Source organism: Ruegeria sp. CDSA033 (genome assembly GCF_059612305.1).
This window is the reverse complement of the sequence record NZ_JBXWQI010000009.1, coordinates 58,282-81,741: the sequence shown is the minus strand read 5'-3', so window position 1 is coordinate 81,741 and position 23,460 is coordinate 58,282. Positions and strand designations below refer to the sequence as shown.

Annotated in this window: 22 protein-coding genes; 11 read left to right on the top strand and 11 right to left on the bottom strand. The window is 58.7% G+C overall.

The window, feature by feature from the left end; genetic code table 11:
- The first annotated feature begins 57 nt into the window (after positions 1–57).
- Positions 58–1,536, top strand: coding sequence for an inorganic phosphate transporter (locus AC2FLA_RS13285; protein ID WP_496722765.1), 1,479 nt, complete (start codon positions 58–60; stop codon positions 1,534–1,536).
- An 11-nt stretch (positions 1,537–1,547) separates the two neighbouring features.
- On the opposite strand, the gene AC2FLA_RS13280 is transcribed toward AC2FLA_RS13285, so the two are convergent.
- The 3 genes from AC2FLA_RS13280 to AC2FLA_RS13270 form a co-directional block, all read right to left on the bottom strand.
- Positions 1,548–2,522 (bottom strand): 2-dehydropantoate 2-reductase, encoded by a 975-nt coding sequence (locus tag AC2FLA_RS13280; protein WP_496722763.1) that lies wholly within the window; start codon positions 2,520–2,522, stop codon positions 1,548–1,550.
- A 67-nt stretch (positions 2,523–2,589) separates the two neighbouring features.
- Complete coding sequence (locus AC2FLA_RS13275) at positions 2,590–3,540, bottom strand: pirin family protein (protein ID WP_496722761.1); 951 nt, start codon at positions 3,538–3,540, stop codon at positions 2,590–2,592.
- Positions 3,541–3,651: 111 nt separating this feature from the next.
- Positions 3,652–4,500 carry a phytanoyl-CoA dioxygenase family protein gene (locus AC2FLA_RS13270; RefSeq protein WP_496722760.1) on the bottom strand — a complete coding sequence of 283 codons (849 nt, stop codon included), beginning with the start codon at positions 4,498–4,500 and terminating at the stop codon, positions 3,652–3,654.
- Between the two features lie 188 nt (positions 4,501–4,688).
- Between AC2FLA_RS13270 and AC2FLA_RS13265 the strand changes: the two genes are divergently transcribed.
- Both AC2FLA_RS13265 and AC2FLA_RS13260 read left to right on the top strand, forming a co-directional pair.
- Positions 4,689–5,177 (top strand): twin-arginine translocation pathway signal, encoded by a 489-nt coding sequence (locus tag AC2FLA_RS13265; protein ID WP_496722758.1) that lies wholly within the window; start codon positions 4,689–4,691, stop codon positions 5,175–5,177.
- 35 nt (positions 5,178–5,212) lie between these two features.
- Positions 5,213–5,782, top strand: a complete 570-nt coding sequence (locus AC2FLA_RS13260) for a ferric reductase-like transmembrane domain-containing protein (RefSeq protein WP_496722756.1) — start codon at positions 5,213–5,215, stop codon at positions 5,780–5,782.
- A 32-nt stretch (positions 5,783–5,814) separates the two neighbouring features.
- Here the strand turns inward: AC2FLA_RS13260 and AC2FLA_RS13255 are convergent, their stop codons facing one another.
- Genes AC2FLA_RS13255 through AC2FLA_RS13245 form a run of 3 tightly spaced genes read right to left on the bottom strand, consistent with a single transcriptional unit; the run spans position 5,815 to position 8,317 of the window.
- The gene (locus tag AC2FLA_RS13255) at positions 5,815–6,162 is read right to left on the bottom strand and encodes a 5-carboxymethyl-2-hydroxymuconate Delta-isomerase (protein WP_496722755.1); all 348 of its coding nucleotides are present in this window, start codon (positions 6,160–6,162) and stop codon (positions 5,815–5,817) included.
- A gap of 12 nt (positions 6,163–6,174) precedes the next feature.
- The gene (gene argF, locus AC2FLA_RS13250) at positions 6,175–7,101 is read right to left on the bottom strand and encodes an ornithine carbamoyltransferase (protein WP_496722753.1); all 927 of its coding nucleotides are present in this window, start codon (positions 7,099–7,101) and stop codon (positions 6,175–6,177) included.
- Between the two features lie 28 nt (positions 7,102–7,129).
- Entirely contained in the window at positions 7,130–8,317 is a 1,188-nt protein-coding gene (locus AC2FLA_RS13245) for an aspartate aminotransferase family protein (protein ID WP_496722751.1), read from the bottom strand.
- Between the two features lie 292 nt (positions 8,318–8,609).
- Here AC2FLA_RS13245 and AC2FLA_RS13240 point away from each other — a divergent pair, with 292 nt between their 5' ends.
- Positions 8,610–9,494 carry a DMT family transporter gene (locus AC2FLA_RS13240; RefSeq protein ID WP_472724190.1) on the top strand — a complete coding sequence of 295 codons (885 nt, stop codon included), beginning with the start codon at positions 8,610–8,612 and terminating at the stop codon, positions 9,492–9,494.
- A 112-nt stretch (positions 9,495–9,606) separates the two neighbouring features.
- A complete protein-coding gene (locus tag AC2FLA_RS13235) occupies positions 9,607–10,842 on the top strand; it encodes an MFS transporter (protein WP_496722749.1) in 1,236 nt (411 codons plus the stop codon).
- Here the strand turns inward: AC2FLA_RS13235 and AC2FLA_RS13230 are convergent.
- Entirely contained in the window at positions 10,839–11,642 is an 804-nt protein-coding gene (locus tag AC2FLA_RS13230; RefSeq protein ID WP_496722748.1) for an ABC transporter permease, read from the bottom strand. The two genes, AC2FLA_RS13235 and AC2FLA_RS13230, sit on opposite strands and share 4 nt — an antisense overlap.
- Before the next feature lie 126 nt (positions 11,643–11,768).
- Between AC2FLA_RS13230 and AC2FLA_RS13225 the strand changes: the two genes are divergently transcribed.
- Both AC2FLA_RS13225 and AC2FLA_RS13220 read left to right on the top strand, forming a co-directional pair.
- A complete protein-coding gene (locus AC2FLA_RS13225; RefSeq protein WP_496722746.1) occupies positions 11,769–12,344 on the top strand; it encodes a GcrA family cell cycle regulator in 576 nt (191 codons plus the stop codon).
- Positions 12,345–12,787: 443 nt separating this feature from the next.
- Entirely contained in the window at positions 12,788–13,210 is a 423-nt protein-coding gene (locus AC2FLA_RS13220; RefSeq protein ID WP_496722745.1) for a hypothetical protein, read from the top strand.
- A 3-nt stretch (positions 13,211–13,213) separates the two neighbouring features.
- On the opposite strand, the gene AC2FLA_RS13215 is transcribed toward AC2FLA_RS13220, so the two are convergent.
- Together AC2FLA_RS13215 and AC2FLA_RS13210 are read right to left on the bottom strand one after the other, a co-directional pair.
- Positions 13,214–14,290: a T6SS phospholipase effector Tle1-like catalytic domain-containing protein gene (locus AC2FLA_RS13215; RefSeq protein ID WP_109313412.1), complete on the bottom strand. Its 1,077-nt coding sequence runs from the start codon at positions 14,288–14,290 to the stop codon at positions 13,214–13,216.
- Positions 14,268–16,559: a xanthine dehydrogenase family protein molybdopterin-binding subunit gene (locus AC2FLA_RS13210; RefSeq protein ID WP_496722743.1), complete on the bottom strand. Its 2,292-nt coding sequence runs from the start codon at positions 16,557–16,559 to the stop codon at positions 14,268–14,270. Before AC2FLA_RS13210 ends, AC2FLA_RS13215 begins: the two co-directional genes overlap by 23 nt.
- Positions 16,560–16,667: 108 nt before the next feature.
- Between AC2FLA_RS13210 and AC2FLA_RS13205 the strand changes: the two genes are divergently transcribed.
- From AC2FLA_RS13205 to AC2FLA_RS13190, 4 genes are all read left to right on the top strand, one after another.
- Positions 16,668–17,513, top strand: a complete 846-nt coding sequence (locus AC2FLA_RS13205; RefSeq protein WP_496722741.1) for a dienelactone hydrolase family protein — start codon at positions 16,668–16,670, stop codon at positions 17,511–17,513.
- Entirely contained in the window at positions 17,476–20,631 is a 3,156-nt protein-coding gene (locus AC2FLA_RS13200) for a valine--tRNA ligase (RefSeq protein WP_496722740.1), read from the top strand. The genes AC2FLA_RS13205 and AC2FLA_RS13200 overlap by 38 nt, the downstream gene beginning before the upstream one ends.
- Positions 20,632–20,768: 137 nt before the next feature.
- Positions 20,769–21,932, top strand: a complete 1,164-nt coding sequence (locus tag AC2FLA_RS13195) for a benzoate/H(+) symporter BenE family transporter (RefSeq protein WP_496722738.1) — start codon at positions 20,769–20,771, stop codon at positions 21,930–21,932.
- A gap of 39 nt (positions 21,933–21,971) precedes the next feature.
- Positions 21,972–22,304, top strand: coding sequence for a DnaJ family domain-containing protein (locus AC2FLA_RS13190; RefSeq protein WP_496722737.1), 333 nt, complete (start codon positions 21,972–21,974; stop codon positions 22,302–22,304).
- On the opposite strand, the gene AC2FLA_RS13185 is transcribed toward AC2FLA_RS13190, so the two are convergent.
- Complete coding sequence (locus tag AC2FLA_RS13185; protein ID WP_496722735.1) at positions 22,301–22,672, bottom strand: VOC family protein; 372 nt, start codon at positions 22,670–22,672, stop codon at positions 22,301–22,303. The two genes, AC2FLA_RS13190 and AC2FLA_RS13185, sit on opposite strands and share 4 nt — an antisense overlap.
- Complete coding sequence (locus tag AC2FLA_RS13180; protein WP_109313418.1) at positions 22,669–23,451, bottom strand: crotonase/enoyl-CoA hydratase family protein; 783 nt, start codon at positions 23,449–23,451, stop codon at positions 22,669–22,671. The genes AC2FLA_RS13185 and AC2FLA_RS13180 overlap by 4 nt, the downstream gene beginning before the upstream one ends.
- Between the last annotated feature and the right edge of the window lie 9 nt (positions 23,452–23,460).

Sequence of the window (23,460 nt, the reverse complement as noted above, 5' to 3'; positions counted from 1 at the left end):
ACAAGACCTGCCAGCCGTTAACCGCGCCGGTTAAACCGTATCACCCACAGAAAACCGATGTCGAACACGAACGAAAAAAACCGCTGGCAAGCCCTGGACAGCGACCTGCACCGAATTTCCCGCCTTGAGCATGCGAACGTGCACGTGGCGCGGCCGTTGCTTGCGCCGGGCATCGCTCTGGCATTCATAGTTATCGCCGGATTGATTGCTGCGATACTATTCGGCCGGGCAGACGGCGGGCTGATCGTCATCGCGGCTGCCGGTTTTGGTGCCTACATGGCAATCAACATCGGTGCCAACGACGTTGCCAACAACATGGGCCCTGCGGTCGGTGCCAACGCCCTGACCATGGGTGGGGCAATCGCCATCGCCGCAGTCGCGGAAAGCGCGGGCGCCCTGCTGGCCGGCGGAGACGTTGTCTCGACCATCTCCAAGGGCATCATCGACCCTGCCTCAGTCCAGAACAGCAATGTCTTTATCTGGGCGATGATGGCGGCGCTGATCTCATCGGCGATGTGGGTCAACCTGGCAACTTGGGTCGGCGCGCCTGTTTCCACAACCCATTCGGTCGTGGGCGGCGTGATGGGGGCTGGTATCGCTGCAGCAGGCCTTAGCGCGGTCAGCTGGGGCACGATGAGCGCGATTGCCGCCAGTTGGGTGATCTCTCCGGTCCTGGGCGGCGCGATTGCTGCCGGATTTCTGGCGCTGATCAAGGCGAAAATCCAGTATCAGGACGACAAGATCGCTGCAGCCCGTCGCTGGGTTCCTATTCTGGTGGCTGTGATGGCTGGCGCATTTGCGACATATCTCTCTGTCAAAGGCCTGAAGCGGATCGTGAAAATCGATCTGGAAATCGCGCTACTGATCGGTCTGACCTCGGGCATTCTGGCTTGGGCCGTGACCGTGCCTTGGGTTCGACGTAAATCCGAAGGGCTGGAAAACCGCACCAAATCTTTGAAAGTTCTGTTTGGGTTGCCTCTGGTCATCTCAGCCGGGTTTCTGAGCTTTGCACATGGTGCCAACGACGTCGCCAATGCTGTCGGCCCGCTGGCCGCGATTGTGCACGCCGCTGAATTTGGCGATTTTGCCTCGAAAGTCACGATACCGACATGGGTAATGGTGATCGGTGCCTTTGGGATTTCGTTCGGCCTGTTCCTGTTTGGCCCCAAGCTGATCCGGATGGTGGGTAGCCAGATCACCAAACTGAACCCGATGCGTGCATTCTGCGTCGCTTTGTCGGCGGCAATCACAGTGATTGTTGCAAGCTGGCTTGGGCTGCCGGTCAGCTCGACCCACATCGCGGTGGGTGCGGTGTTTGGCGTCGGATTTTACCGTGAATGGAATCAGGATCGCCGACGCAAGCAAAGTAATGATCGCCGCCCGCCCGAGTTGCGTTTGGCCCGTGAAGAGCAGCGGCGGCGCAAGCTGGTGCGGCGGTCGCATTTCATGACCATTATAGCCGCCTGGGTGATTACCGTCCCAGCGGCGGCTACAATGTCAGCCGTGATCTTCTGGATTTTGACTGCGTTCACCTGAATGTGGTCAGATCAAGGGAAGATCTGATCCGGTGACAGACTTACATCCGGCTTTTGTTCGATCAGAGCCTGTACCCTAGCGCAAATCGGCGCAGGCCGCCTATGTTGCTTGCCCAGTCGGACAATCTCACCTTGCAGACTGTCGATTTCCGTCACGCGCCCCGCCGCGAGGTCATAGGCCATCGACGTGCGCGCGCTTGGGTCGATGGTCAGCATCCGGGCCGCGATCCGCGTGAATAACGGCGTTGGCAGACGCAGGATATGCGGCGTCATCCAAGCGGGCAAAGGCGTGGTTGATGCAACAGGGTCGCCTGCGGCCTGAAGTACCCCCAAAGCCTCGGCCATCTGGTCGGCCATCAGGCGACGCCACTTGCGATCCAGCAATTGATCCTTCAACGTCAGCCCCGACAACGCGTTCAATGCGTTGTTCAGGTTGATGACCAGCTTACCCCATTGCACGGCTTCGATCTCGTCGCTTTCGGTCACCGGCAGGTTAGGTGAGCTAACTGCCTGCCCCAAACCGCCCGAGCCGGACTGGATCACGATATAGCCAGAAGTGGCGCGGTGAAAGCTGGCGGGCTGGGGCGGCACTACGTTGAAGGGCACCATTCCCGCGCGAACGTCATGATCCGGAAGCGCCGCCCGCAGCACCCGGGCGTTTTCCATCCCGTTCTGCCAGGACAACACCGGCGCAGAGGCCGGGGCGAACCGCGCGATCTGTTCTGCCATATCCGCCGTGGCCGCGGCCTTGACGGCCACGATCACCAACTCTGCGTCTTTCAGGCAATCCGGGGTTTCGGACATCGTCAGCGTCTCGGCCGCCACATGTAGATGCAGGCCGGAAAAATCAGTGACAGTCAGGCCCTCCTCACGAATTGGGTCCAGAATGTGTGGGCGGCCCAACAGCGTGACCGAATGACCGGCATCAGCCAGGAAAGCTCCGCAATAACATCCAATGCTGCCCGCGCCTGCGATTACGATCTTCATGACAACCCTCCCGTTGAGGCGAGGATTGCCGGTATCGCAAGTTCGGACAAGGCCCCCTGACGTCTGGTTAACGTGCCCGTCTTGGGCTTGTGCGCTCCAACTCGTCGGAAATCGGAATGAACTCCTGATCATCGCCCGGGGGCAGGTGGAAGGCACCGTTGGCCCAATCCGCGGCTTTCCATTCGCGAGTGGCGTTTTCGATTTTTTCCTTCGAAGAGGACACGAAATTCCACCAGATATAGCGATCCTCGTTCAGTGTGGCCCCGCCCAGCAGCATCAACCGCGCGCCAAACGGACCCGCCTTGACCGAAAGACGATCGCCCGGGCGGAACACCATCATGCGACCTTCCTCGAACGCGTCGCCCGCAATCTCGACCGACCCCTGAATGACATAGACCCCGCGATCTTCGTGGTCGTCGGGCAAAGGAAAGGCGGCGCCGGGTTCAAGTTGCACGTCCAGATAGAAGGTTTCCGACAGCATCGTCACCGGGCTGGTTTCGCCATAAGCCGAACCAAGGATTAGCCGGGCTCTGACGCCATTGTCTTGGATATGCGGCAGCGCAGCCTGCTTGTGGTGCTCAAAATCCGGGGCCATGTCCTCGTACACCTCAGGCAGTGCAATCCAAGTCTGAACACCGAACAGGCTGTGCCGCTTGGCCCGCGTTTCCTCACTGGTACGTTCCGAATGGGTCACGCCGCGACCGGCCACCATCCAGTTTACCTCACCTGGATAGATCATCTGATGGGTGCCAAGGCTGTCGCGATGCTCGAACTCGCCCTGATACAGATAGGTCACTGTACCCAAGCCGATATGAGGGTGCGGCCGTACGTCGATGCCACCGTCGGTGATGAACTCGGCGGGGCCCACCTGATCAAAAAAGATAAACGGTCCAACAAGCTGACGTTTGAGCGAGGGCAACGCGCGCCGCACCTCGAAACCGCCCAGATCACGGGCACGAGGAATGATCAGCGTCTCCAGAGGCGAATTCTCAGGGTGTTGGGTGGGGTTCCAACTCATGACTGCTCTCCTGTGATCGGTCCGTTCAGTTCATTGATACAGAATAGGCCTGACAAACCAGTCATTCAATTTGCAGGAATGCACAGAACTGGTGCGAGCCCGGTCCTTAAATCAGACAAGACCCAGCCCGCGCGGCCAAAGCTGCGGGAAAAACGCCCCATCAATTCGATCACCTTCACGATATCCTTCGGCTTCGAACTGCGCCCGTTCATCCTTGGCCCAATCCCCCCGATACCGGAGCCTGCCATCCGGAGCGGTCATCCGCAGCGTAAAACGGCGTACGGTTTCCGTTGGGGTGACTGATGACAGCCCACCGTGCAAGGTGCGCATGTCGAAGAAGATGCAGTCGCCCGGATTCATATCCCATTGCAAAAGATCGAAAGCGCCCGGATCGGCATTGACGTCTGGCGGCGGGTGATAGGTCAGCCCCGCAACCTCGGTGGGTTCGTAGCTGGGATGCCCGTCGGCGAACCTGACCCGCATGAACAGCTTGTCCCAAAGATGCGAGCCTTTGACGAAGGCGATGCCGTTTTCCTTGGTCACGGGTTCAAGCGGCAACCACAGGACGCACATCGTGCCTTCGAAGTCGAAATAGGACAGGTCCTGATGAAACGGTGGACGCGAAATTGATCCAGCCTCGCGCAGGAACCAGTTGTCCATGACAAGATTGATCGATAGTGCACCCAGCAACTGTGCGGCAAGCGGAGCACAAGGTGAGTTGTGAACGAATTGCGTGAATTGCGGGATTTTATTCCAAGCCCAGTAGTCCTCGAAATAGGCAGGTGCGCGAGGATCCTTGGTATGGCGGGTGAAATTATCGGTTGGGCGGGCCAAATCCGCGTCGATGCCGTCTCGCAAAAGTGCCAGCCAATCCTCTGAGAACCTGGAGCGCAGCACAACCGCACCGTCGCGTTTGAACGCCTTGATTTCTTCGTCTGAGACAACGTCTTCGACAATCATATTGCAGGACTCCTCGAACTGACGGATTTCAGGATGGCACCCGCGCGGGGGCACGGTCAAAGGAATTCACAATTTGTCACCCCCCGCCGCGCGACCCCTCGGAAACTGAAACAATCGTGCTATCTTTCCGCTCAAAGAATGCCCGGCATCGCCGAGGCGTGGTGAAACGTTTGAAAAGAGAGGTTTGTATGGCTGGTGTTACGTTCTCTCGTCGTTCTTTGATTTTGGCGTCTGGGGCCGCTTTGGCAACGGGTGCGACAGGCCTGTTGGTGCCAGCGCGCGCAAGTGGCATGGCCCCCACCGCATCCATGCGCGGAGGGTCCAACAATTACCGTCCCGGCGCGCCCATCGTTGACCGGATTGGCGGCGGCGGGTTCTGGATGACCGGAACAGTGCGACGCGCCGGGGACGGTGCCCCCCTGCCCGGTCAGCGCATCCAGATCTGGGCGCATACGACAGAAGGCCACGAACGCGATCCGCAGAGCCACGGCGCAACTCTGACCGATGCCAATGGCGAGTTCCGACTGGAGATGCCGCAGATCGTACCCGCCTTTGGCCAGCCACACGGCCATCTAGCTTATGACAGTGGTGAGTTCGAAACGGTTTTCCTGCGCCCAATCATGGGCAGTTCCAAGGACAAGACCTTGGCCGCGCATTTCGTTCTGCAGCCTGCCTAACCACAGTGCGTCGAAGCCCAGTAATCTGGACCTTTGTGATCCTAGCCATAGCCGTACCGATTATCGCGGCGGCGGCGAGCCCTCAGCTGGCATGGCGTGAACCGATCTACATCACGGCCGGATTTGCCGGTGTTATTTCAATGTGTCTGCTGTTGATGCAGCCGCTACTTGCGGGCCGTTTGTTGCCGGGGCTGACCCCGGTTGCCAGCCGCCATTGGCATAGGTGGTGTGGGCTGGCATTAGTTGCAGCCATTCTGATCCATGTCGGTGGTTTGTGGATCACCAGCCCGCCCGACGTTATTGACGCTATGTTATTTGTATCACCGACACCGTTTTCGGCATGGGGTGTGATAGCGATGTGGGGCGCGTTCTTGGTGGCCTTGCTGGGTCTTTTTCGTCAGCGCATGGGCCTGCGGTTTCGGGTCTGGAGATTGGGGCATACGGGACTTGCGACCGTTACCATCATCGGCAGCGTTGTGCATGCCCTGCTGATTGAAGGTACGATGGAGGTCACGACCAAATGGGCACTATGCGGTCTGGTCGTGTTGGCGAGCGTCGCGACGCTCGCCAAATTGCGGATTTGGGATATCAGGCGCCCCACCTGAACAACACAGGATCTGTGACAACCGGACACTGGCTATGGCCCGGCCACCCGTTTCGCGTAGGAAGCGCGGTTCATCTGAACGTCTTGCACTGTGATACTGCCAACCTCGGGCAAGGCCGCCGACAGAACCTCTAATATGGCCACGGTAAGCTCAGAGCGCGTCGCCTCGTCACGCCCCTGCATCAGCAGAAGCGTGGCATGGACGAAGCTTTGGGGATCAGTGCCGATACGGTAGTATTCTACCGGTGTCGCGCGGATTTTTATCGTTTCAGCGTCGAATTCACGATGTTCAGCCAGCAAGGCAAATAGCTGATCGCAAATTGCCTGAACATCATGGACCTGCTCTATGCCTTTCGAAAACTCCAGTGTGACATGGGGCATGATGGACTCCGTTCAGACGCCCAGACACCAGCGCATCACGGCCTTTTGCGCGTGCAGACGGTTTTCGGCCTCATCGAAGATGACCGAGTTGGGGCCGTCCATCACTTCGGATGTCGCTTCTTCTTCGCGGTGGGCAGGCAAGCAGTGCATGAACAGCGCGTCCGGTTTTGCGTGTGACATCAGCTCGGCGTTGACCTGGTAGGGACGCAGCATGTTGTGGCGGCGTTCCTTGGCGGACTGGGAATCGTGCATTGAAACCCAGGTATCAGCGACCACCAGATCGGCACCCACAACCGCTTTATACGGGTCTCGTTCGACCACGATTTTCGAGCCCTTTTGACGGGCAAGCCCCATGAACTCTTCTTCCGGATCAAGCTGGGCCGGGCCGGTAAAAGTGAAATCAAACCCGAACTGACCCGCAGCATGCAGGAACGAGGCGCAAACATTGTTGCCGTCGCCGGTCCAGACTACTTTCTTGCCCGCAATCGGGCCGCGGTGTTCCTCAAACGTCAGCACATCCGCCATGATCTGACAGGGATGGGTGCGGTCAGTCAGGCCGTTAATGACCGGCACGTCCGAATATTCCGACATCTCGGTCAGAATGGTCTCATCGAAGGTCCGAATCATGATCATATCGACATAGCGCGACAGGACGCGGGCGGTGTCGGCGATGGTTTCGCCGTGGCCCAGTTGCATGTCTTTGCCCGACAGCACCATGGTCTGCCCGCCCATCTGGCGCACACCCACGTCAAAGGACACGCGCGTTCTGGTGGATGGTTTTTCGAAGATCAGCGCGACCATGCGGTCTTTCAGAGGCTGTTCGTCATCAAGTGCTGCCTTTGGGCGGCCCAGGCGCGCCTGTTTCATAGCGCCCGCCTGATCAATCATGGTCCGCAGATCGCCCGCGTCGGTTTTATGGATATCGAGAAAATGGTTCATTTCTGTTCACTTTTCATTCGGGTGTGTCTTAGGCCGAGGCCATTGACTCTTCGACCTGCGCAGCGGCTTTGTCGAGGCGGATCACGGCCTGGGCGATGTCATCCTCGGTCAACGTCAGCGGCGGAAGCAGGCGGATCACGTTATCGGCGGCTGGGACGGTAATGACCTCATTGTCATAGCCGGCGTTGACCATGTCGATATTGGGCGCTTTGCACTTCAGGCCCAGCATCAGGCCGGTTCCGCGCACTTCTTCGAAGACCTCCGGGTGCTCGGCGATTAGTCCTTCGAGCTTCTGGCGCAGCATGCCGGCCTTACGGTTGACGCCATCCAGGAATGCTGGTGTCGCCACCTGATCAATTACCGCGCAGCCCACGGCACAGCCCAGCGGGTTGCCGCCATAGGTAGAGCCATGCGTGCCTGCCGTCATACCGCTGGCGGCATCTTCCGTGGCCAGAACAGCACCCAGAGGGAAGCCGCCGCCGATGCCTTTGGCGACCATCATGATATCAGGGGTAATTCCAGCCCATTCATGGGCGAACAGCTTGCCGGTACGGCCTACGCCACATTGCACCTCATCGAGGATCAAAAGCAGGCCGTTGTCATCGCAAATCTGGCGCAGGGCCTTGAGTTCGGCGTCTGGAACCGGACGGATGCCGCCCTCGCCCTGCACGGGTTCGATCATGATCGCGGCGGTTTTATCGGTGATCGCATTAGTGACGCCATCGAGGTCGCCAAACGTGACATGAACAAAGCCCGGCAGCAGTGGACCGAAGCCCTTGGTCATCTTCTCAGACCCGGCAGCGGCAATACCAGCCGACGACCGGCCGTGGAACGAGCCATCAAAGGTGATGATCTCGACCCGTTCAGGCTGATCCTTGTCATAGAAGTACTTGCGGGCCATTTTCACGGCCAGTTCGCAAGACTCGGTGCCCGAGTTTGTGAAGAACACGGTATCGGCAAAGGTGTGCTCGACCAGTTTGTCGGCCAGCGCCTGCTGCTGCGGGATGTGGTAGAGGTTTGAAACATGCCACAGCGCGTGCGCCTGCTCGGTCAGGGCATTGACCAGTGCGGGATGGGCATGGCCCAGCGCATTCACGGCGATCCCAGCGCCCAGGTCCAGAAAACGTCGGCCATCCGCCTCGGTCAGCCAGGCGCCCTCACCCTTCACGAAAGTCAGGGGCGCGCGGTTATAGGTCGGCAGAACGGACGGGATCATGGGATCATCCTTTTCAGGTAGTTTGAGCCTTGTGAGTGATACACTCGGCCTGTGTTCGTCAACTGATTTGGTAGAAATTGCGCCGATTTGAACAGCGCAAATAGATCAAAGAGGCCGGTTACGCGGCGAAGCGTCGGCGTCGGAGTCGCAGGATATGTGCGTTTTTGATCATAAGCCGCCGTATAGCGCTGCCCGAAGCATCTGAAAACCCTGAAATTGGCAACCAGCGAAAATACTTGGCGCGACGCATTTGCCGCTTGCCATTTGACATGCGCTGACGCACCGCTGACATATGTTTGTCGCCAAAGCCCACAATCCGCCTCTTGCGGCCGTGCTGATCACCGCCGCCAGTGCGTTGCTGGCCGGGACCACCCTGCTGGCCAAAGCCTTGGGGACGGACACGTTGGGTCCCGCGCTGCATCCAATGCAGATCAGCCATGGGAGGTTTCTGTTTGCCTTTATCGTGATCGTCACCGCCGTCGGCGTGATGCGGCCGCGCCTGCAGCGTCCGCATTGGGGCCTGCATATTGGGCGTACAAGTTTCGGCTGGGTCGGGATTACGCTGATGTTCGCCTCGGTCGCGTTCATTCCGATCGCGGATGCGACGGCGATTTCCTTTCTGAACCCGGTCTTTGCAATGGTGTTGGCAATCCCGCTGCTGAAAGAAGGCGTCGGCCCTTGGCGCTGGCTGGCGGCAGCGGTGGCGTTGGCTGGGGCGCTGATACTGTTGCGCCCGACACCCGATAGCTTTCAGCCAGCAGCCCTGTTGGCACTGACGGCAGCCGCAGTCATCGGGATGGAGCTGATATTCATCAAGAAACTCTCCGGTCGAGAAATCCCGATCCAGATTTTGCTGATCAACAACGCAATGGGCCTGACGATTGCCTCTGTCGCGGTGAGCTTTGTTTTTCAGATGCCAACTCTAGAACAATGGGCAGCGCTGGCGGGTATCGGCGCGCTGATGGCCTGCGCGCAGGCGTGTTTTGTGAACGGCATGGCCCGGGCAGACGCCTCATTTGTTGCCCCGATCAGCTATGCGACGCTGATTTTCGCCGCTTTCTACGATTTCGCGATATTCGGCGTGATTCCGGACAGGATCAGTATGATCGGCTCAGCCATAATTCTGACCGGCGGACTCATTCTTGTCTGGCGAGAAGCGCGGGCGCGGCAGGCCTGAAACTCTAAAAAGTTTTTCTGACATAGGCCGGGGGCGACCTGTATGTCGCAAACTCCGAAGAACGCGGATTGATCCGGCGCAATGTAACCTCAGTTGATTTGAGAGTTTACCCATGCACGAACGCCGTATCCCCGAATGGGTGCGCCATGCCCCAGCACCTTCAGTCCGCGATTTCGGCATCCTGGCCGGATTCGAGGCCATTGTCCGCGGCATTCTGATATCGGTCTTTCCACTGGCCATGTACCGAGCATTGGGTGATGCGTCTTCGGTATCTTTCCTGTATTTTCTGGTCGGCGTTATCTCGTTGATTGCGGGGCTGATGGTGCCGTTCCTGATCCGCTTCATACCGCGCAGATGGGCGTACACTGTTGGTTGCCTCATGTTCATCGGCGGTGCCCTTCTGGCGATTGAGGGCAGCCCGACGGCAGTGGTCGGTGCGCTTGCCCTGAACACGGTCGCGACAGTGGTCACATTTATTTGCTTCAATGCTTATGTTCTGGATTACATCAGCAAGATCGAGCTGGGCAAATGCGAGACCAGCCGCATGTTTTACAGCGCCCTCGGCTGGGCAGGCGGCCCGATGGCCGGCGTCTTATTGCTGGAGGTATGGCCCCCTGCCCCCTTTGTCATCAGCGCGGTGGCAGGCGCGGTCATGCTGATCCAGTTCTGGCGCATGCGGTTGGGCAATGGCAAGTTGATCACCAAGGCGCGAGGCACCGCGAAAAACCCGCTGGCCTTTCTGCCGCGCTTCTTTGCGCAACCCCGTCTGGTCGCGGGATATCTTTTCGCCATGATCCGATCCTGCGGCTGGTGGATCTACGTGGTGTATCTACCCATTTTCGCCATTCAAAACGGGCTGGGTGAGCAACTGGGCGGCATCCTTCTGTCCACCACCAACGCGATGCTGTTCGCGGCTCCGCTGATTCTGCGCTGGGTGCAGGGGCGTTCGATTCGCACAGCAGTCCGCGTGGGTTTTGCTGCCTGCGGAACCTGCTTTGTCACCGCTGGAGCCATCGCGGGTTGGCCGGTCGCGGCGGTTGCGGCGTTGGTTCTTGGGTCCATCTGGCTTATCGTTCTGGACATTTGCGCCGGTCTGCCTTTCCTCATGGCAGTGAAACCGTCCGAGCGCACCGAAATGTCAGCGATATATTCCAGCTACCGCGACGTTTCCGGCATTCTGACACCCGGAGTTGCATCACTGGTCCTTCTGATCTCACCCGTCGCCGGGGTATTCGCGGTCGGAGGGTTGGCTCTGTTCGGGGCCTGCGCCGTGGCCGCAAACCTGCACCCGCGACTAGGAAAACCCCGAATGACCTTTCAGCCCGGCTCCTTAGCCGAGACGGTTTAAGCCTTTAGGCGATACCCCGTCCGCAACATCTGCCAAGTCAGCGCGCCGACCAGCAGCGTGGCGCCAGAGCAAACGGCAATTCCCAACCAGGGTGAACTGTCGGACACGCCGATCATCCCATAGCGCAGGCCGTCGATCAGATAGAAAACCGGGTTCACATGACTCACCCGGTTCAGGATCGGAGGCAGCGCCTGGACCGAGTAAAACGTACCCGACAGGAAAGCCAATGGTGTCACGATGAAGTTCGTGATGGCCGCCATCTGATCAAACTTGTTGGCAAAAATACCGGCGAACAGGCCCAAGGCCCCCATGAATGCGCCACCCAGAACAACGAAGATCAGGGCAAACAACGGGTTCTGCGGGTAAATCCCCAAAACCAAAGCAAGTGCGACCGCAACCACACAAGCGATCAGAACACCCCGCGCGACGCCACCGGCCAGATAGCCCAGCAGGATCTCAAGCGGGGACAAAGGCGGCATCAACGTATCGACAATATTCCCCTGCACTTTGGCGATCACCATCGAGGATGAGGTGTTGGCGAACGCATTCTGGATAACGGTCATCATCATGATGCCCGGCGCCAGAAAGGTCAGGAACGGCACCCCCATCACATCCGGACGCCCCGGACCGATGGCGATATTGAAGATCAGCAGGAACAGCCCGGCCGTCACAAGCGGCGCCAACAGGGTTTGAGTCCAAACCGCCAGAAACCGCAGCGTTTCACGCTGGGCCAGCGTGTAAAGCCCCATCCAGTTAACTGTTCCGAAACGCCGTTCGCTCTGATCTGCGGAAATCTGCATCACCTGCCCTCATCCTGATTCGAGAACCGCTTGTAACTCGGCTCGCAGTGATTAAAATAGGGGGCTGAGACGAATTCCCAAGGCGGCCCGAATCCGGGGCCGCTTTCCGCTTTTGAAAGGCAAATGATGTCCTGGACTGACGAGCGCGTAGAACTGCTGAAGAAAATGTGGGGCGAGGGCCAGTCGGCCAGCCAGATCGCCAAGGAGCTGGGCGGCGTGACCCGCAATGCGGTGATCGGCAAGGTGCACCGTCTGGGTCTGTCGAACCGCGCAACCGGTGCCTCGCCGGCCAAATCCGAACCCAAGGAAAAACCGGCACCCGCGCCCAAGGCCGAGACCAAGCCAAGGCCAGCGCCCAAGACCGAACCGGCGCGCCCGGCCCCGGCACCTACAGCTGAAGCAAAACCTGCTGTTCCGGCCCGCCGCCAGATCATTCCGGCCGGTCAACCGTTGCCGCCACAGCCATCGGCCAATGAAATCAGCCCCGAGGCATTGGCCAAGGTCAACGAGGTCGAGAAAAAGGCCAAGAAGCTGACGCTGATGGAACTGACCGAGAAGACCTGCAAATGGCCAGTAGGCGACCCCGCGACCGAGGATTTCTGGTTCTGCGGCCTGCCGGTTGAAGCGGGTAAACCTTATTGCGAAGCGCATGTTGGCGTGGCCTTCCAGCCAATGAGCTCGCGTCGCGACCGCCGGCGGTAGAAGTTTAGTTATGCACGTTGCATTTACGGCGTGGCGTATCCAATTTTTTTAGCTGCCCACCCGCTGAAAGACGGGTGGACAGTTAATTTTTTGACCAGAGAGATTTCGCTATTCAGCCGAATCTAAAATACAAAGCACTGTTTGGTGCCTATGCCGTGCTGATCTTTGCCGCCTACATGCAGCCCGTAGATCCGTTTCTGTTTGAAGCCAAAACGGACAGGAAAGCGCTGCTTTTGCTCTTTCAAATCCTACTCCTAATCTTGTGGCTCATACCCGCTATACCCGCATTCATCGGCGGCCTTGCTTTGTTGGGAAAGTGTCCTATCCCGCGACTTCTTGCCAGAATTCTTGCGGGTTTCTCATTCGTTCTGGGGCTGTTTCTGACCCTAGCATCTGGCGTTTTTGGACCCTTTTCTGACACTCAAGCCTTGCACGGTATCAGTTTGACCCTCGCCATCGCATCCAGCTTTCTCATCTGGTCCGGTCGCGGGGGTAAACCGCAACCTTCATGGGCGGCAAAGGTTGGCATATCGGTTTCAACCCTGACTGCGCTTTGGTCTTTGTTTACGGTTCCAATGGTTCTTGTTCAGGCGCGCATGATCTCAAATGGCGCGCCATATTGCATCGCTGTACATGCAGAGAATTCTCCAATTGAAGACCTGTACGAATTGCGCGGATTTTCGTTCTACACAACAAAGACCGGATACAAGTCCACATCCGTTTGGTACTTTCACGGTTTGATGGTGGTAAACTATCCCGAAGAGCAGAGGGTGTTTAACTGGTCGCCAAGACATTGGCGTTTCGATCTTGTTGAACGTCCGGATAAACTGATCGAACCGGTCAGAAATGTCTGCGTTCCGAAGTAAGTTCTACTGCGCAGGATGCGACGGCAAATCCGGCATCGGCACCCAGCGTGGCAGTTCATCCGGCGAGACCGAGACATGGAGCTTTTCTGACCGGTCGCGGCCCACTTTGCGGTGCTTCCGCAGCAGGAAAATCTTGCCCCAGCCACGCCACGTTCCAACAGAACGGGCGGAGGTATCCGTCGGGAACCGATCACGCCAGCCTTCGGGCAAAGGCAAACCGTGCAACTCGGCCTTATCCAGCATCCAGACCAGAGAAATGTTACTGAGGGGACGGGCCTCTTCAAAGCCGTTCAACTGGCCACCCACATCGCCGTGAGTGCCACGGAACCAAACCTGTTCGACATGGCCTTTGAATTCGGGGGTACATTTCCACAGGACCGGCTCGAACACTTCGCGAGTCTCGTCCAGTGCCATTGCGTGGTACCCGTGGCGCGTCGCCGGTCCAAGCTGGTGGGAGTGAAAGGCGTGACGCTCTTCGGCCCAGCGCCACAGCAGCGGCAGACGCATGCCCAGCGCTTTGACCGTATCCCAGACGCCAACCATCTCAATCGCCACATCTTCGTGACAGAATTGCCTCCGGAACTCGGCCGCAGCCGACCCGCTGGCATTGCATTCATAGTGCCGGTAGGCCTGTTTGATGTTGCGCACAGTGGCATGTTCGGCCTTGAGCAGACCGATCATGTCAATCACACCAGCCAAGCTGCGCACACCGTAAGCGCCGCGTGAATAGCCGATGAAATAGATACGGTCGCCGGGTTTGTAGCGTGAAGCGAGATAGCCATATGCGCGGCGGATCTGGCGGTTGATGCCCCGCCCCATCATCACGTCTAGCGAGGACTTCCAGTTTTCCCATTGCACACCAGATTCGTAAAAGACGGACACTTTACTGCCCATTTCGCGGCATAGTCGCAGGGTCTGGCCCGCATGGGTTTCGTAGCCCGGCTCCAACGTCGACATGGTGCCGTCTAGGATAATCACATGGCTGACGGGCTCGCGGTGAAGCGCCTCGGCGGAATGCTCGGACCGTAAGGGCCGTCCGAGCCATCCCAGTACCTTTCTACTCAGCCGCGACAGAACCATGCGTCAACAATTCCCATACTTTGTAAGGTGTGAAAGGCATATCCGCCTGCCGCACCCCGTAATCCCAGAGCGCATCCTGAACCGCGTTTGCCACCGCGGCCAGCGCGCCCACGGTGCCGGCCTCTCCGCATCCTTTCATCCCCATCGGGTTGGAAGTTGACGGAACCGGTGCCGAGGTAAACTTAATCATGGGTATCTCGGCCGCGCGGGGCAAGGCGTAATCCATCAACGAAGCCGTGAGCAGTTGCCCCTGCGCATCATGCACAACGTGTTCCGTCAGCGCCTGACCAATGCCCTGCACCACCCCGCCATGCACCTGCCCTTCGGCCAGCATCGGGTTGATAAGATTACCGAAGTCGTCGACGACAGTATAGCGATCCACCCAGGTTTCACCGGTGTAAGAATCAATCACGATTTCGGCAACATGTGCGCCATTGGGATAACTCCGCGCATCCAGATTGGCGCTGGCCTCGTGACTCAGCAGGTCGGCGCGCCCATCGGCGCGGGCCATCTCCGCAGCCTCGGTGAGCGTAGGTGTCAGGTTTGTTCCCGGCGCGCGGAAGGTTTCATGGTCGAAACGCACATCACTTTCCTCCACCCCCATCTTATCCGCCAGATACGGCGTGAATGCGGCGATCATGACGTCAATTGTCGCCAGCGTGGCCGTACTTTGCACCGTGACTGAACGTGACCCGCCAGTCCCGCCACCATGTGGCAACTGATCGCTGTCACCCTGGACCACTTTGATCTGGTCCATCGGAACTCCGGTTTGGTCTGACAGGAATTGCGCATAGACCGTCTCATGCCCCTGCCCGTTCGATTGGGTACCGACATAAAGGTTCACCGTGCCATCCTCGCAGAACTCGACTTTCGCGTTTTCCGAAGGGTCACCCAAAATGCTTTCGATATAGTAACACAAGCCCCGCCCCCGGATCAGGCCACGTTCCGCATCTGCAGTTTTTCGCGTCGTGAATCCATGGGTCTGGGCACCTGCACGGGACAGGACCATATCGAAATCACCTACGTCATAGATTTCGCCGGTCGCGGTTTTGTAGGGGAAGTTTTCCGGCAGGATGAAATTCCTGCGGCGCAACTCCCAAGGATCGACGCCCAGTTGGCGCGCGGCGCGATCCATGACACGTTCCAGAACATAGATCGCCTCGGGCCGCCCTGCCCCCCGATAGGCATCGACTTGCGTGGTGTTGGTATAGAACCCCTCAACCCGCAGATACGTCGTTTGAACGTCGTAAACCCCCATCAACACCTTGCTGAAAAGACTGGTCTGGATCGCTTGCCCAAAATGACTGCTATACGCACCCAGATTTACCTTGCTGCGCACCCGGTAGGCCGTGATTTTCAGGTCCTCGTCAAAGGCGAGCTCAGCCAATGAGGTCAGGTCGCGACCGTGGTGGTCCGACAGCATCGCCTCGGACCGGTCAGACATCCAATGAACAGGCTGCCCGAGTTTCATCGCAGCAACTGAGACGCAAAAATACTCAGGGTACGGCATGACCTTCATGCCGAATCCGCCACCCACATCCGGGGTGGTGACACGGATCGCCTCGGGTTCCAGCTTCAGCTTTTGCGCCAACTGCCCCCGCATCGCCCAGACGCCTTGCCCACCATAGGCAAAGTGCAAACGACCATCGACCCAATTGGCCTGACATCCCCGTGGCTCGATTGAGGTGATGATCACGCGGTTGTCGGCCACATCCAGCGAAACGGTATGCGCGGCAGCCTGAAAGGCGGCATCGGTTTCTGCCTCGTCACCCAACCCCCAATCAAAGGCGCGATTGTCGGCGACCTGATCATGCAGCGGTTCGCCACCGGCTTCGACATCCAGCTTTGCGGGCAGATCATCCGTGTCCATCCAGATCGTCTCAACCGCATCTCGCGCCTGCAACAGCGTGTCCGCTATCACGACAGCCACAGGTTCGCCAACAAACCGGACGCGGTCTTGGGCCAGCATATGCCTGTCGGGCGCAAGGGTCTGAGAGCCATCGCGATTCTGCACAGTTGCTGCGTTCATCACAGTGTCGATCCCCGCCGTCGAGAGATCATCCAGCGTCATAACAAGGCGCACCCCTTCCGCCTCACGCGCGGCATCCAGATCCAGCGCCGTGATCCGACCATGGGCAACCGGGCTGCGAAAAAAGGCAGCGAACAGAGCGCCTTCGGGCACATCATCGTCCATGTATCGTCCGTGCCCGGTCAGAAACCGCTGATCTTCTGTCCGTTTGACGAGCTGGCTTTTGCCGAACTTTTCCATGCGATGATCCTCCTGCGTTGGCGACCGTAGCCCAGCCCAAGGCGATGTCCAGTCGAACAGCCAGCTTCCCCGTGTTTTGCCAGTCTTTTTTCGGTTAACCTACAGGTCATGACATGGGCACATGATAGCGTTTTTCCATTCACTGCCCCGCTGACCAGCGGCGGCGAAGCCACCCACGACGTGTATGTCGGTGGCGGCGGTCCTCCGATCTTGATCCTGCAGGAATTGCCCGGGATCGGACCGGAAACGCTGGATCTGGCGCAGCGTCTGAACACAGCCGGGTTTCGCGTCTATCTGCCCCATATGATCGGAACATATGGAAAGGTCACGATGGCCAAAAACGCAGCGCGCCTTTTCTGTGTCCGGCGTGAGTTCAACATGTTTCTCAAGGGTCACCAAAGCCCTATTGCCCATTGGATGCAAGCGCTGGTCGCCGAGATCAAGTCCCGCGACAACGCCACCGGTGTGGGCGTAATTGGCATGTGCCTGACCGGCAGCTTTGCTCTGACCCTGATGGCCGAGGATGCCGTATTAGGTGGCGTCGCCAGTCAGCCTGCCATACCGATCTTTGGCGGGGACAGCCTGCACATGAGCCCACAAGAGGTTGGCAACGCCCGCGCGGGCATGGCACGGAAGGGCCCCGGCCTGGCCATGCGCTACGCCGATGACAAACTGGCCTCAGAAAGGCATATGGGCGCCCTGAAGGATGCTTTCGGTGTTCATCTTGAGACGGTGGAATTGACGGTAACGACCACTCATTGCGGGCTCTGGATTTTCATCAACCGGCCTACCAGCGTGTTCAGGACTATTTTCGCGCGCGCTTTGCCCAAGCCGAATAGCATACAACCCTTCCCCTTCCCTTACGCATTCGCTATTGCAGGCGCTGACCCGAATTTGTTGACGCAGGACGCATCCTATGGCGATGGAAAAGACATTCAACGCGGCCGAGGCTGAGGCCCGCATTTATGAGGCCTGGGAACAGGCCGGGGCCTTCAAGGCAGGCGCGAACAGATCGCGCGACGAAAGCTTTACCATCATGATCCCGCCGCCCAACGTGACGGGTGCGTTGCACGTGGGCCACGCCTTCAACAACACGCTGCAGGACATCCTGACCCGCTGGCACCGGATGCGCGGCTTCGACACGCTGTGGCAACCCGGTCAGGACCATGCCGGTATCGCCACCCAGATGCAGGTCGAAAAGATGCTGGCCGCCACCCAACAGCCCAGCCGAAGCGAGCTGGGTCGCGAGGCTTTTCTGGACAAGGTCTGGGAATGGAAGGGCGAATACGGCGGCACGATCATCGAGCAGCTGAAACGTCTTGGTTCCTCCTGTGACTGGTCGCGCAATGCCTTCACCATGGCTGGCGCGCCGCGTGATCCGCGGACCGGGCACGAGAACTCGGCCAACTTCCACGACGCGGTCATCAAGGTCTTCGTCGACATGTATGAAAAGGGCCTGATCTATCGCGGCAAGCGGTTGGTCAACTGGGACCCGCATTTCGAGACCGCGATCTCGGATCTGGAAGTCGAGAACATCGAAGTCGCCGGCCACATGTGGAACTTCAAGTATCCGCTGGCCGGTGGTGAAACCTATACCTACGTCGAAAAGGACGAGGACGGGAACGTCGTTTTCGAAGAAGAACGCGATTACATTTCGATTGCCACGACCCGCCCCGAAACCATGCTGGGTGACGGCGCGGTTGCGGTTCATCCGTCGGATGAACGGTATGCGCCAATCGTTGGGAAACTCTGCGAAATCCCGGTTGGTCCGAAGGAGCATCGTCGCCAGATCCCGATCATCACCGATGACTACCCCGATCCTGATTTCGGCTCGGGTGCGGTGAAGATCACTGGTGCACATGACTTCAACGACAACATGGTCGCCAAGCGCGGCGGCATTCCGATGTACCGCCTGATGGACACCAAAGGCGCGATGAGGGCTGATGGTGCGCCCTACGCCGAAGAGGCGGGCAAGGCGCAGGAATACGCGCGTGGGCGTGAGTTCACCGAAAACGAGATCGACGCGATTAACCTCGTTCCCGACCATCTGCGTGGGCTCGACCGGTTCGAGGCGCGCGCGAAAGTGGTCGAAGAAATCAACGCGGACGGTCTGGCCGTGATGACCCGTGCGGACGATCCGGTTCTGGGCACCAAGCTGGGCGAGGATGAAGATCCTGCCGCACTGGTGCCGCTGGTCGAAAGTAAACCGATAATGCAGCCGTTTGGCGACCGATCCAAAGTGGTGATCGAGCCGATGTTCACCGACCAGTGGTTCGTCGACGCCGAAAAGATCGTCGGCCCCGCGCTGGATGCGGTCAAAGACGGCACGGTCAAGATCATCCCTGAGTCGGGCGAAAAGACCTATTACCACTGGCTGGAAAACATCGAGCCCTGGTGCATTTCGCGTCAGCTTTGGTGGGGGCACCAGATACCGGTTTGGTATGGTCTCGATCTGTCTGCGGAAGACTTCATCGATGACGAGAACGACGGAGACCTTGATTTAGTCGAATTGGGTCGTCTGCTGAATGAAGGTGGCATGCTGCACCGTGGCAATGTCATGGAATGCGCAACCAGCTTGGATGCAGTCACTGAGAAGTTCCTGGACGACAACGCCAACATTCCCAGCCCGCTGAGCCACGCCACAGTTGTGGAAGTTGCAGATAAACATGAGGCGATCCATCGGTTTGCCGAAAGTCTCGCTCAGTATGCGGTCGAACAAGACCCAACCAAACTGATCTATCCGGTCTGGCGCGACCCCGACGTCCTCGACACCTGGTTCTCCTCCGGCCTGTGGCCGATCGGCACACTGGGATGGCCCGAACAGACCGAAGAGATGGAGCGCTATTTCCCAACCGATGTGCTCATCACCGGCGCAGATATCCTGTTCTTCTGGGTCGCCCGGATGATGATGATGCAACTGGCCGTGGTAAACGAGATACCGTTCCACACTGTCTACCTGCACCAGCTCGTTCGCGACGAGAAGGGCAAGAAGATGTCCAAAACCACTGGCAACGTCATCGACCCGCTTGAGATCGTGGACGAATTCGGCGCCGACGCGCTGCGCTTTACCAATGCCTCGATGGCGGCGATTGGCGGCGTGCTGAAATTGTCCCGCGAGCGCATCACCGGTTATCGAAACTTTGGCACCAAGCTGTGGAACGCGGTCCGATTTGCCGAGATGAACGAGGTCTTTACCGACGCCGTTCCTCAACTGGATGTGGCCGACCTTAAGCCCAAGGCAGCTGTGAACCGCTGGATCATCGGCGAAACCGCCCGCGTGCGCGAAGAAGTCGACGCAGCGCTGGAAAGCTATCGCTTCAACGACGCGGCCAGCGGGCTTTACGCCTTTGTCTGGGGTAAGGTCTGCGACTGGTACGTGGAGCTGTCCAAACCGCTGCTGCAAGGCGACGATGCCGAGGCGCAGGCCGAAACCCGCGCCACGATGCGCTGGGTCCTGGATCAGTGCATGGTCCTGCTGCACCCGATCATGCCCTTCGTCACCGAAGAGCTGTGGGGCTTGACCGACAACCGCGCCAAAATGGTCGTCCACGCCGACTGGCCGACCTATGCCGCCACCGACCTGATCGACGCGGATGCGGATCGTGAGATGAACTGGGTGATTTCGGTCATCGAAAACACCCGCTCGGCCCGTGCACAGATGCGGGTTCCGGCCGGTCTTTACGTGCCGATGCTGGTGACCGAGATCGACGCCAATGGCCAAGCCGCATGGGACCGCAACGAAGCGCTGATCAAGCGCCTTGCGCGGATCGACAGCCTGACCAAGGCGGATGAACTGCCCAAAGGCACCATCTCGATCGCTGCCCCTGGCGCGTCCTTCGGCTTGCCGCTGGCGGATATCATCGATATCGGCGCGGAAAAGGAGCGGCTGGAAAAAGCCAAGGGCAAGCTGGCCAAGGAACTGGGCGGTCTGCGCGGACGTCTGAACAACCCCAAATTCGTAGCGTCGGCCCCGGAAGAGGTTGTCGCGGAGGCCAAAGCCAACCTTGCCGCCCGCGAAGAGGAAGAAGCGAAACTGAACGAGGCCCTCGCCCGCTTGGCCGAAATCGCCTGATCTTCATCTTTTCGCAATTACTCAAAATCTAACACCCGCCGCTCATTCGGCGGGTTTTTTTGTTCGGTGACGCATTTCACCTTGTTTCTATCCGCTTGCGATTGTTAGCAATCTCTGCAGACAACTCCGAGGAAGTCATGGCGCGTCTTTTCCCTCCTGTGCAGACAATTTCAACCGGGCTTGTGGTGGCCGTTGTCGGATTTTTCAGCTCTTTCCCAATTGTGCTGCAGGGCCTTGTAGCAATGGGTGCCTCGGAGGCTGAGGCGGCCTCTGGTTTGATGATGGCGGCAGTTGCAATGGGGGTGACAGCGATTGTGGTCAGCCTTTGGTACCGGCAGCCGATCAGCGTGGCATGGTCAACACCTGGTGCCGCCCTGCTGGCGGTCTCGGCGACCCCATTGGTCGGGTTTTCTGATGCAGTTGGTGCATTTCTTTGCGCCGGAGCCCTGACTGTTGTTGCCGGATTGTGGCGTCCGCTTGGACGGCTTGCGGCCGCTATCCCGACAACACTTGCACAGGCCATGCTGGGCGGGGTTTTGCTGCCCTTGTGCATCATTCCGTTCAAGGCGGCAGTTGAGCTGCCCTGGCAAGCGCTGCCGGTCATTCTGACGTGGTTTATCGCCGGGCGGATCAATCGGTTGATCGCAGTTCCTGCCGCAGTGGTTGCCGCGGCAATCGTCGTTGTATTGAACGCCGGTGACGGTTCGGTCCGACCCGAGCATCTGGTCGCCGCCCCTGTCTGGACTATTCCGACATTCTCGATCGCATCGGCGATCGGGATTGGCATCCCCCTGTTCATCGTCACCATGGCTACGCAAAACATACCCGGCATCGCCGTCATGCGCAGCTTTGGGTATGCGCCAATTGCTGGCAAGTTGTTCTCAGCCGTCGGAGGAGCCAGTATTCTGTCTGCCCCCTTTGGCGCTCCGGCCACGTGCCTTGCCGCGATTACCGCTGCGATGTGTTCAAACGAAGACAGCTACCCGGACCCGAACCAGCGTTACTGGTCAGCGGTTATGGCAGGCCTATTTTACTGCGTATTTGGCGTCTTTGCCGTGGCAATCACCGGGTTCGCGGCCCACGCGGACCCATTGCTCATGGGTACACTGACCGGCATTGCCCTGATTGGTGTGATGGCAAATGCGACCTTTGCTGCGTTAGAGGTTCCCGCCGAACGCGAAGCGGCGATTCTGACATTCGCCATAACCGCATCAGGAATCACCGTCTTCGGCCTGGGTGCTGCAGTCTGGGGTTTGGCCGCAGGTGGTATCGCCTATCTGGTTACCAACCGATCCAGATGACAGCTTTCCCCCGCTGTGCTGGTCGGGTACTACGAACCTATGTTTGGATCGCTCGGAAAACTGGTCGAACGCCAGATCAAAAAGGCGCAAGCCGAAGGTCAGCTAGAGGGGCTGGAGGGCGAAGGACAGCCGCTGCCTGACCGTTCGTCCGAGGCTCAGACCGATCCGGCCGTCGCCGCCGGTCATCGGATCATGGCGCAAGCAGACGTTCTGCCCGAAGAGTTCAGCATCAAGAAAGAATTAGATGCCGCCCGCAAAACCTATGCGTCGCAGTCCGATGCTGACGAGCGTAAAGTGACTATGGCTAAGATCGCCGAGCTTGAGATGCGATACAATATGGCCCGTGATGCACGACGGGCTTTTATGCGTTAATTACCGGGCGCAAATGCCCTGCTTGGCACGGAAATCGAGTTTCCCGACGGATCCTTGGCATTCGCGAAACTGTAGCCATCCGCTGTGTGGATCGGACCGAATCTCAGCCCGTGCTGCGCGGTTTGTTTGCAAAACTCGGCAACGTCCGCGACATCAAAAACGATTTTGACCGCCGCTTGCCCCTGCCGGGCGGCCTTGCTGGCCGGATGCAACAACAAGCGCAAGCCGTTTTCGTCCGGCACAAGCTCTACAATCCGGTCCCCTTCGAGTTGGCGGGCAGAATAACCAAAATGCGTCTCATAGAAATGCACCATCTTGTCGATATCCTTGGCGTACAGGATCAATCGTGTGACAGGTGCCGAGATCATTTGAACTCTGGCTTGCGACCTTGCAAATTCGCCGCAATGACCTCCATCTGGTCGGGTTTGCCGATCAGCTCCGCCTGCTCTGATGACTCCTCCAGCAGCACCTCTGTGCGAGGTTTGGCTTCCGCAACCTCGATCAGGCGCTTGGCCGCGCGGATGGCCGAAGGGCTTTGACCAGCGATGTCTTCGGCCAAGGCCAATGCCTCGGTCAGTGGGTCATCCGACAGTTTGGTAACCAGCCCCCAGTCCGCCGCCTGCGCGGCACCGATGGGGCGGGCCGAATAGGTCAACAGGCGTAAGACGTCCGACCGGACCAGCTTGGGCAGCAAAACCATCCCGCCCATGTCGGGGATCAGACCCCACTTCATCTCCATCACGGCGAGTTTAGCCTCGGGATGTGCTATCCGGATGTCAGCGCCCAGCGCAAGTTGCAAACCGCCGCCATAAGCAACACCCTGAATGGCACAAATGACGGGAACGGGCACGCGTTGCCAAACCAGGGCAACTTCCTGCACCTCATTGGCGTCCTTGTGGCTGCGGGTCATCAACCATTCGGTCGGGTCAGTTTGCGCCATGCTCGCAAAGCTGGCCATGTCCAGACCCGCGCAAAAGCTTTTGCCTTCACCCGATAGCACCACCGCACGGGCATCCGAGGCAGCGACCTCCTGCCCCGCAGAAATGATGGCCTTTATCATCGCATCATCCAGCGCATTCATCTTGTCGCCGCGCGTCAGAGTTACGTGCGCGATGTGATTTTTGTATTCGACGGATACTCGTGACATCTCAGGCCT

Bases quoted from the DNA above. Each gene is read 5' to 3' on its own strand.
- AC2FLA_RS13285 (WP_496722765.1), top strand. From the start codon at position 58: ATGTCGAACACGAACGAAAAAAACCGCTGGCAAGCCCTGGACAGCGAC.
- AC2FLA_RS13280 (WP_496722763.1), bottom strand. From the start codon at position 2,522: ATGAAGATCGTAATCGCAGGCGCGGGCAGCATTGGATGTTATTGCGGA.
- AC2FLA_RS13275 (WP_496722761.1), bottom strand. From the start codon at position 3,540: ATGAGTTGGAACCCCACCCAACACCCTGAGAATTCGCCTCTGGAGACG.
- AC2FLA_RS13270 (WP_496722760.1), bottom strand. From the start codon at position 4,500: ATGATTGTCGAAGACGTTGTCTCAGACGAAGAAATCAAGGCGTTCAAA.
- AC2FLA_RS13265 (WP_496722758.1), top strand. From the start codon at position 4,689: ATGGCTGGTGTTACGTTCTCTCGTCGTTCTTTGATTTTGGCGTCTGGG.
- AC2FLA_RS13255 (WP_496722755.1), bottom strand. From the start codon at position 6,162: ATGCCCCATGTCACACTGGAGTTTTCGAAAGGCATAGAGCAGGTCCAT.
- argF (WP_496722753.1), bottom strand. From the start codon at position 7,101: ATGAACCATTTTCTCGATATCCATAAAACCGACGCGGGCGATCTGCGG.
- AC2FLA_RS13245 (WP_496722751.1), bottom strand. From the start codon at position 8,317: ATGATCCCGTCCGTTCTGCCGACCTATAACCGCGCGCCCCTGACTTTC.
- AC2FLA_RS13240 (WP_472724190.1), top strand. From the start codon at position 8,610: ATGTTTGTCGCCAAAGCCCACAATCCGCCTCTTGCGGCCGTGCTGATC.
- AC2FLA_RS13235 (WP_496722749.1), top strand. From the start codon at position 9,607: ATGCACGAACGCCGTATCCCCGAATGGGTGCGCCATGCCCCAGCACCT.
- AC2FLA_RS13230 (WP_496722748.1), bottom strand. From the start codon at position 11,642: ATGCAGATTTCCGCAGATCAGAGCGAACGGCGTTTCGGAACAGTTAAC.
- AC2FLA_RS13225 (WP_496722746.1), top strand. From the start codon at position 11,769: ATGTCCTGGACTGACGAGCGCGTAGAACTGCTGAAGAAAATGTGGGGC.
- AC2FLA_RS13215 (WP_109313412.1), bottom strand. From the start codon at position 14,290: ATGGTTCTGTCGCGGCTGAGTAGAAAGGTACTGGGATGGCTCGGACGG.
- AC2FLA_RS13210 (WP_496722743.1), bottom strand. From the start codon at position 16,559: ATGGAAAAGTTCGGCAAAAGCCAGCTCGTCAAACGGACAGAAGATCAG.
- AC2FLA_RS13205 (WP_496722741.1), top strand. From the start codon at position 16,668: ATGACATGGGCACATGATAGCGTTTTTCCATTCACTGCCCCGCTGACC.
- AC2FLA_RS13200 (WP_496722740.1), top strand. From the start codon at position 17,476: ATGGCGATGGAAAAGACATTCAACGCGGCCGAGGCTGAGGCCCGCATT.
- AC2FLA_RS13195 (WP_496722738.1), top strand. From the start codon at position 20,769: ATGGCGCGTCTTTTCCCTCCTGTGCAGACAATTTCAACCGGGCTTGTG.
- AC2FLA_RS13190 (WP_496722737.1), top strand. From the start codon at position 21,972: ATGTTTGGATCGCTCGGAAAACTGGTCGAACGCCAGATCAAAAAGGCG.
- AC2FLA_RS13185 (WP_496722735.1), bottom strand. From the start codon at position 22,672: ATGATCTCGGCACCTGTCACACGATTGATCCTGTACGCCAAGGATATC.
- AC2FLA_RS13180 (WP_109313418.1), bottom strand. From the start codon at position 23,451: ATGTCACGAGTATCCGTCGAATACAAAAATCACATCGCGCACGTAACT.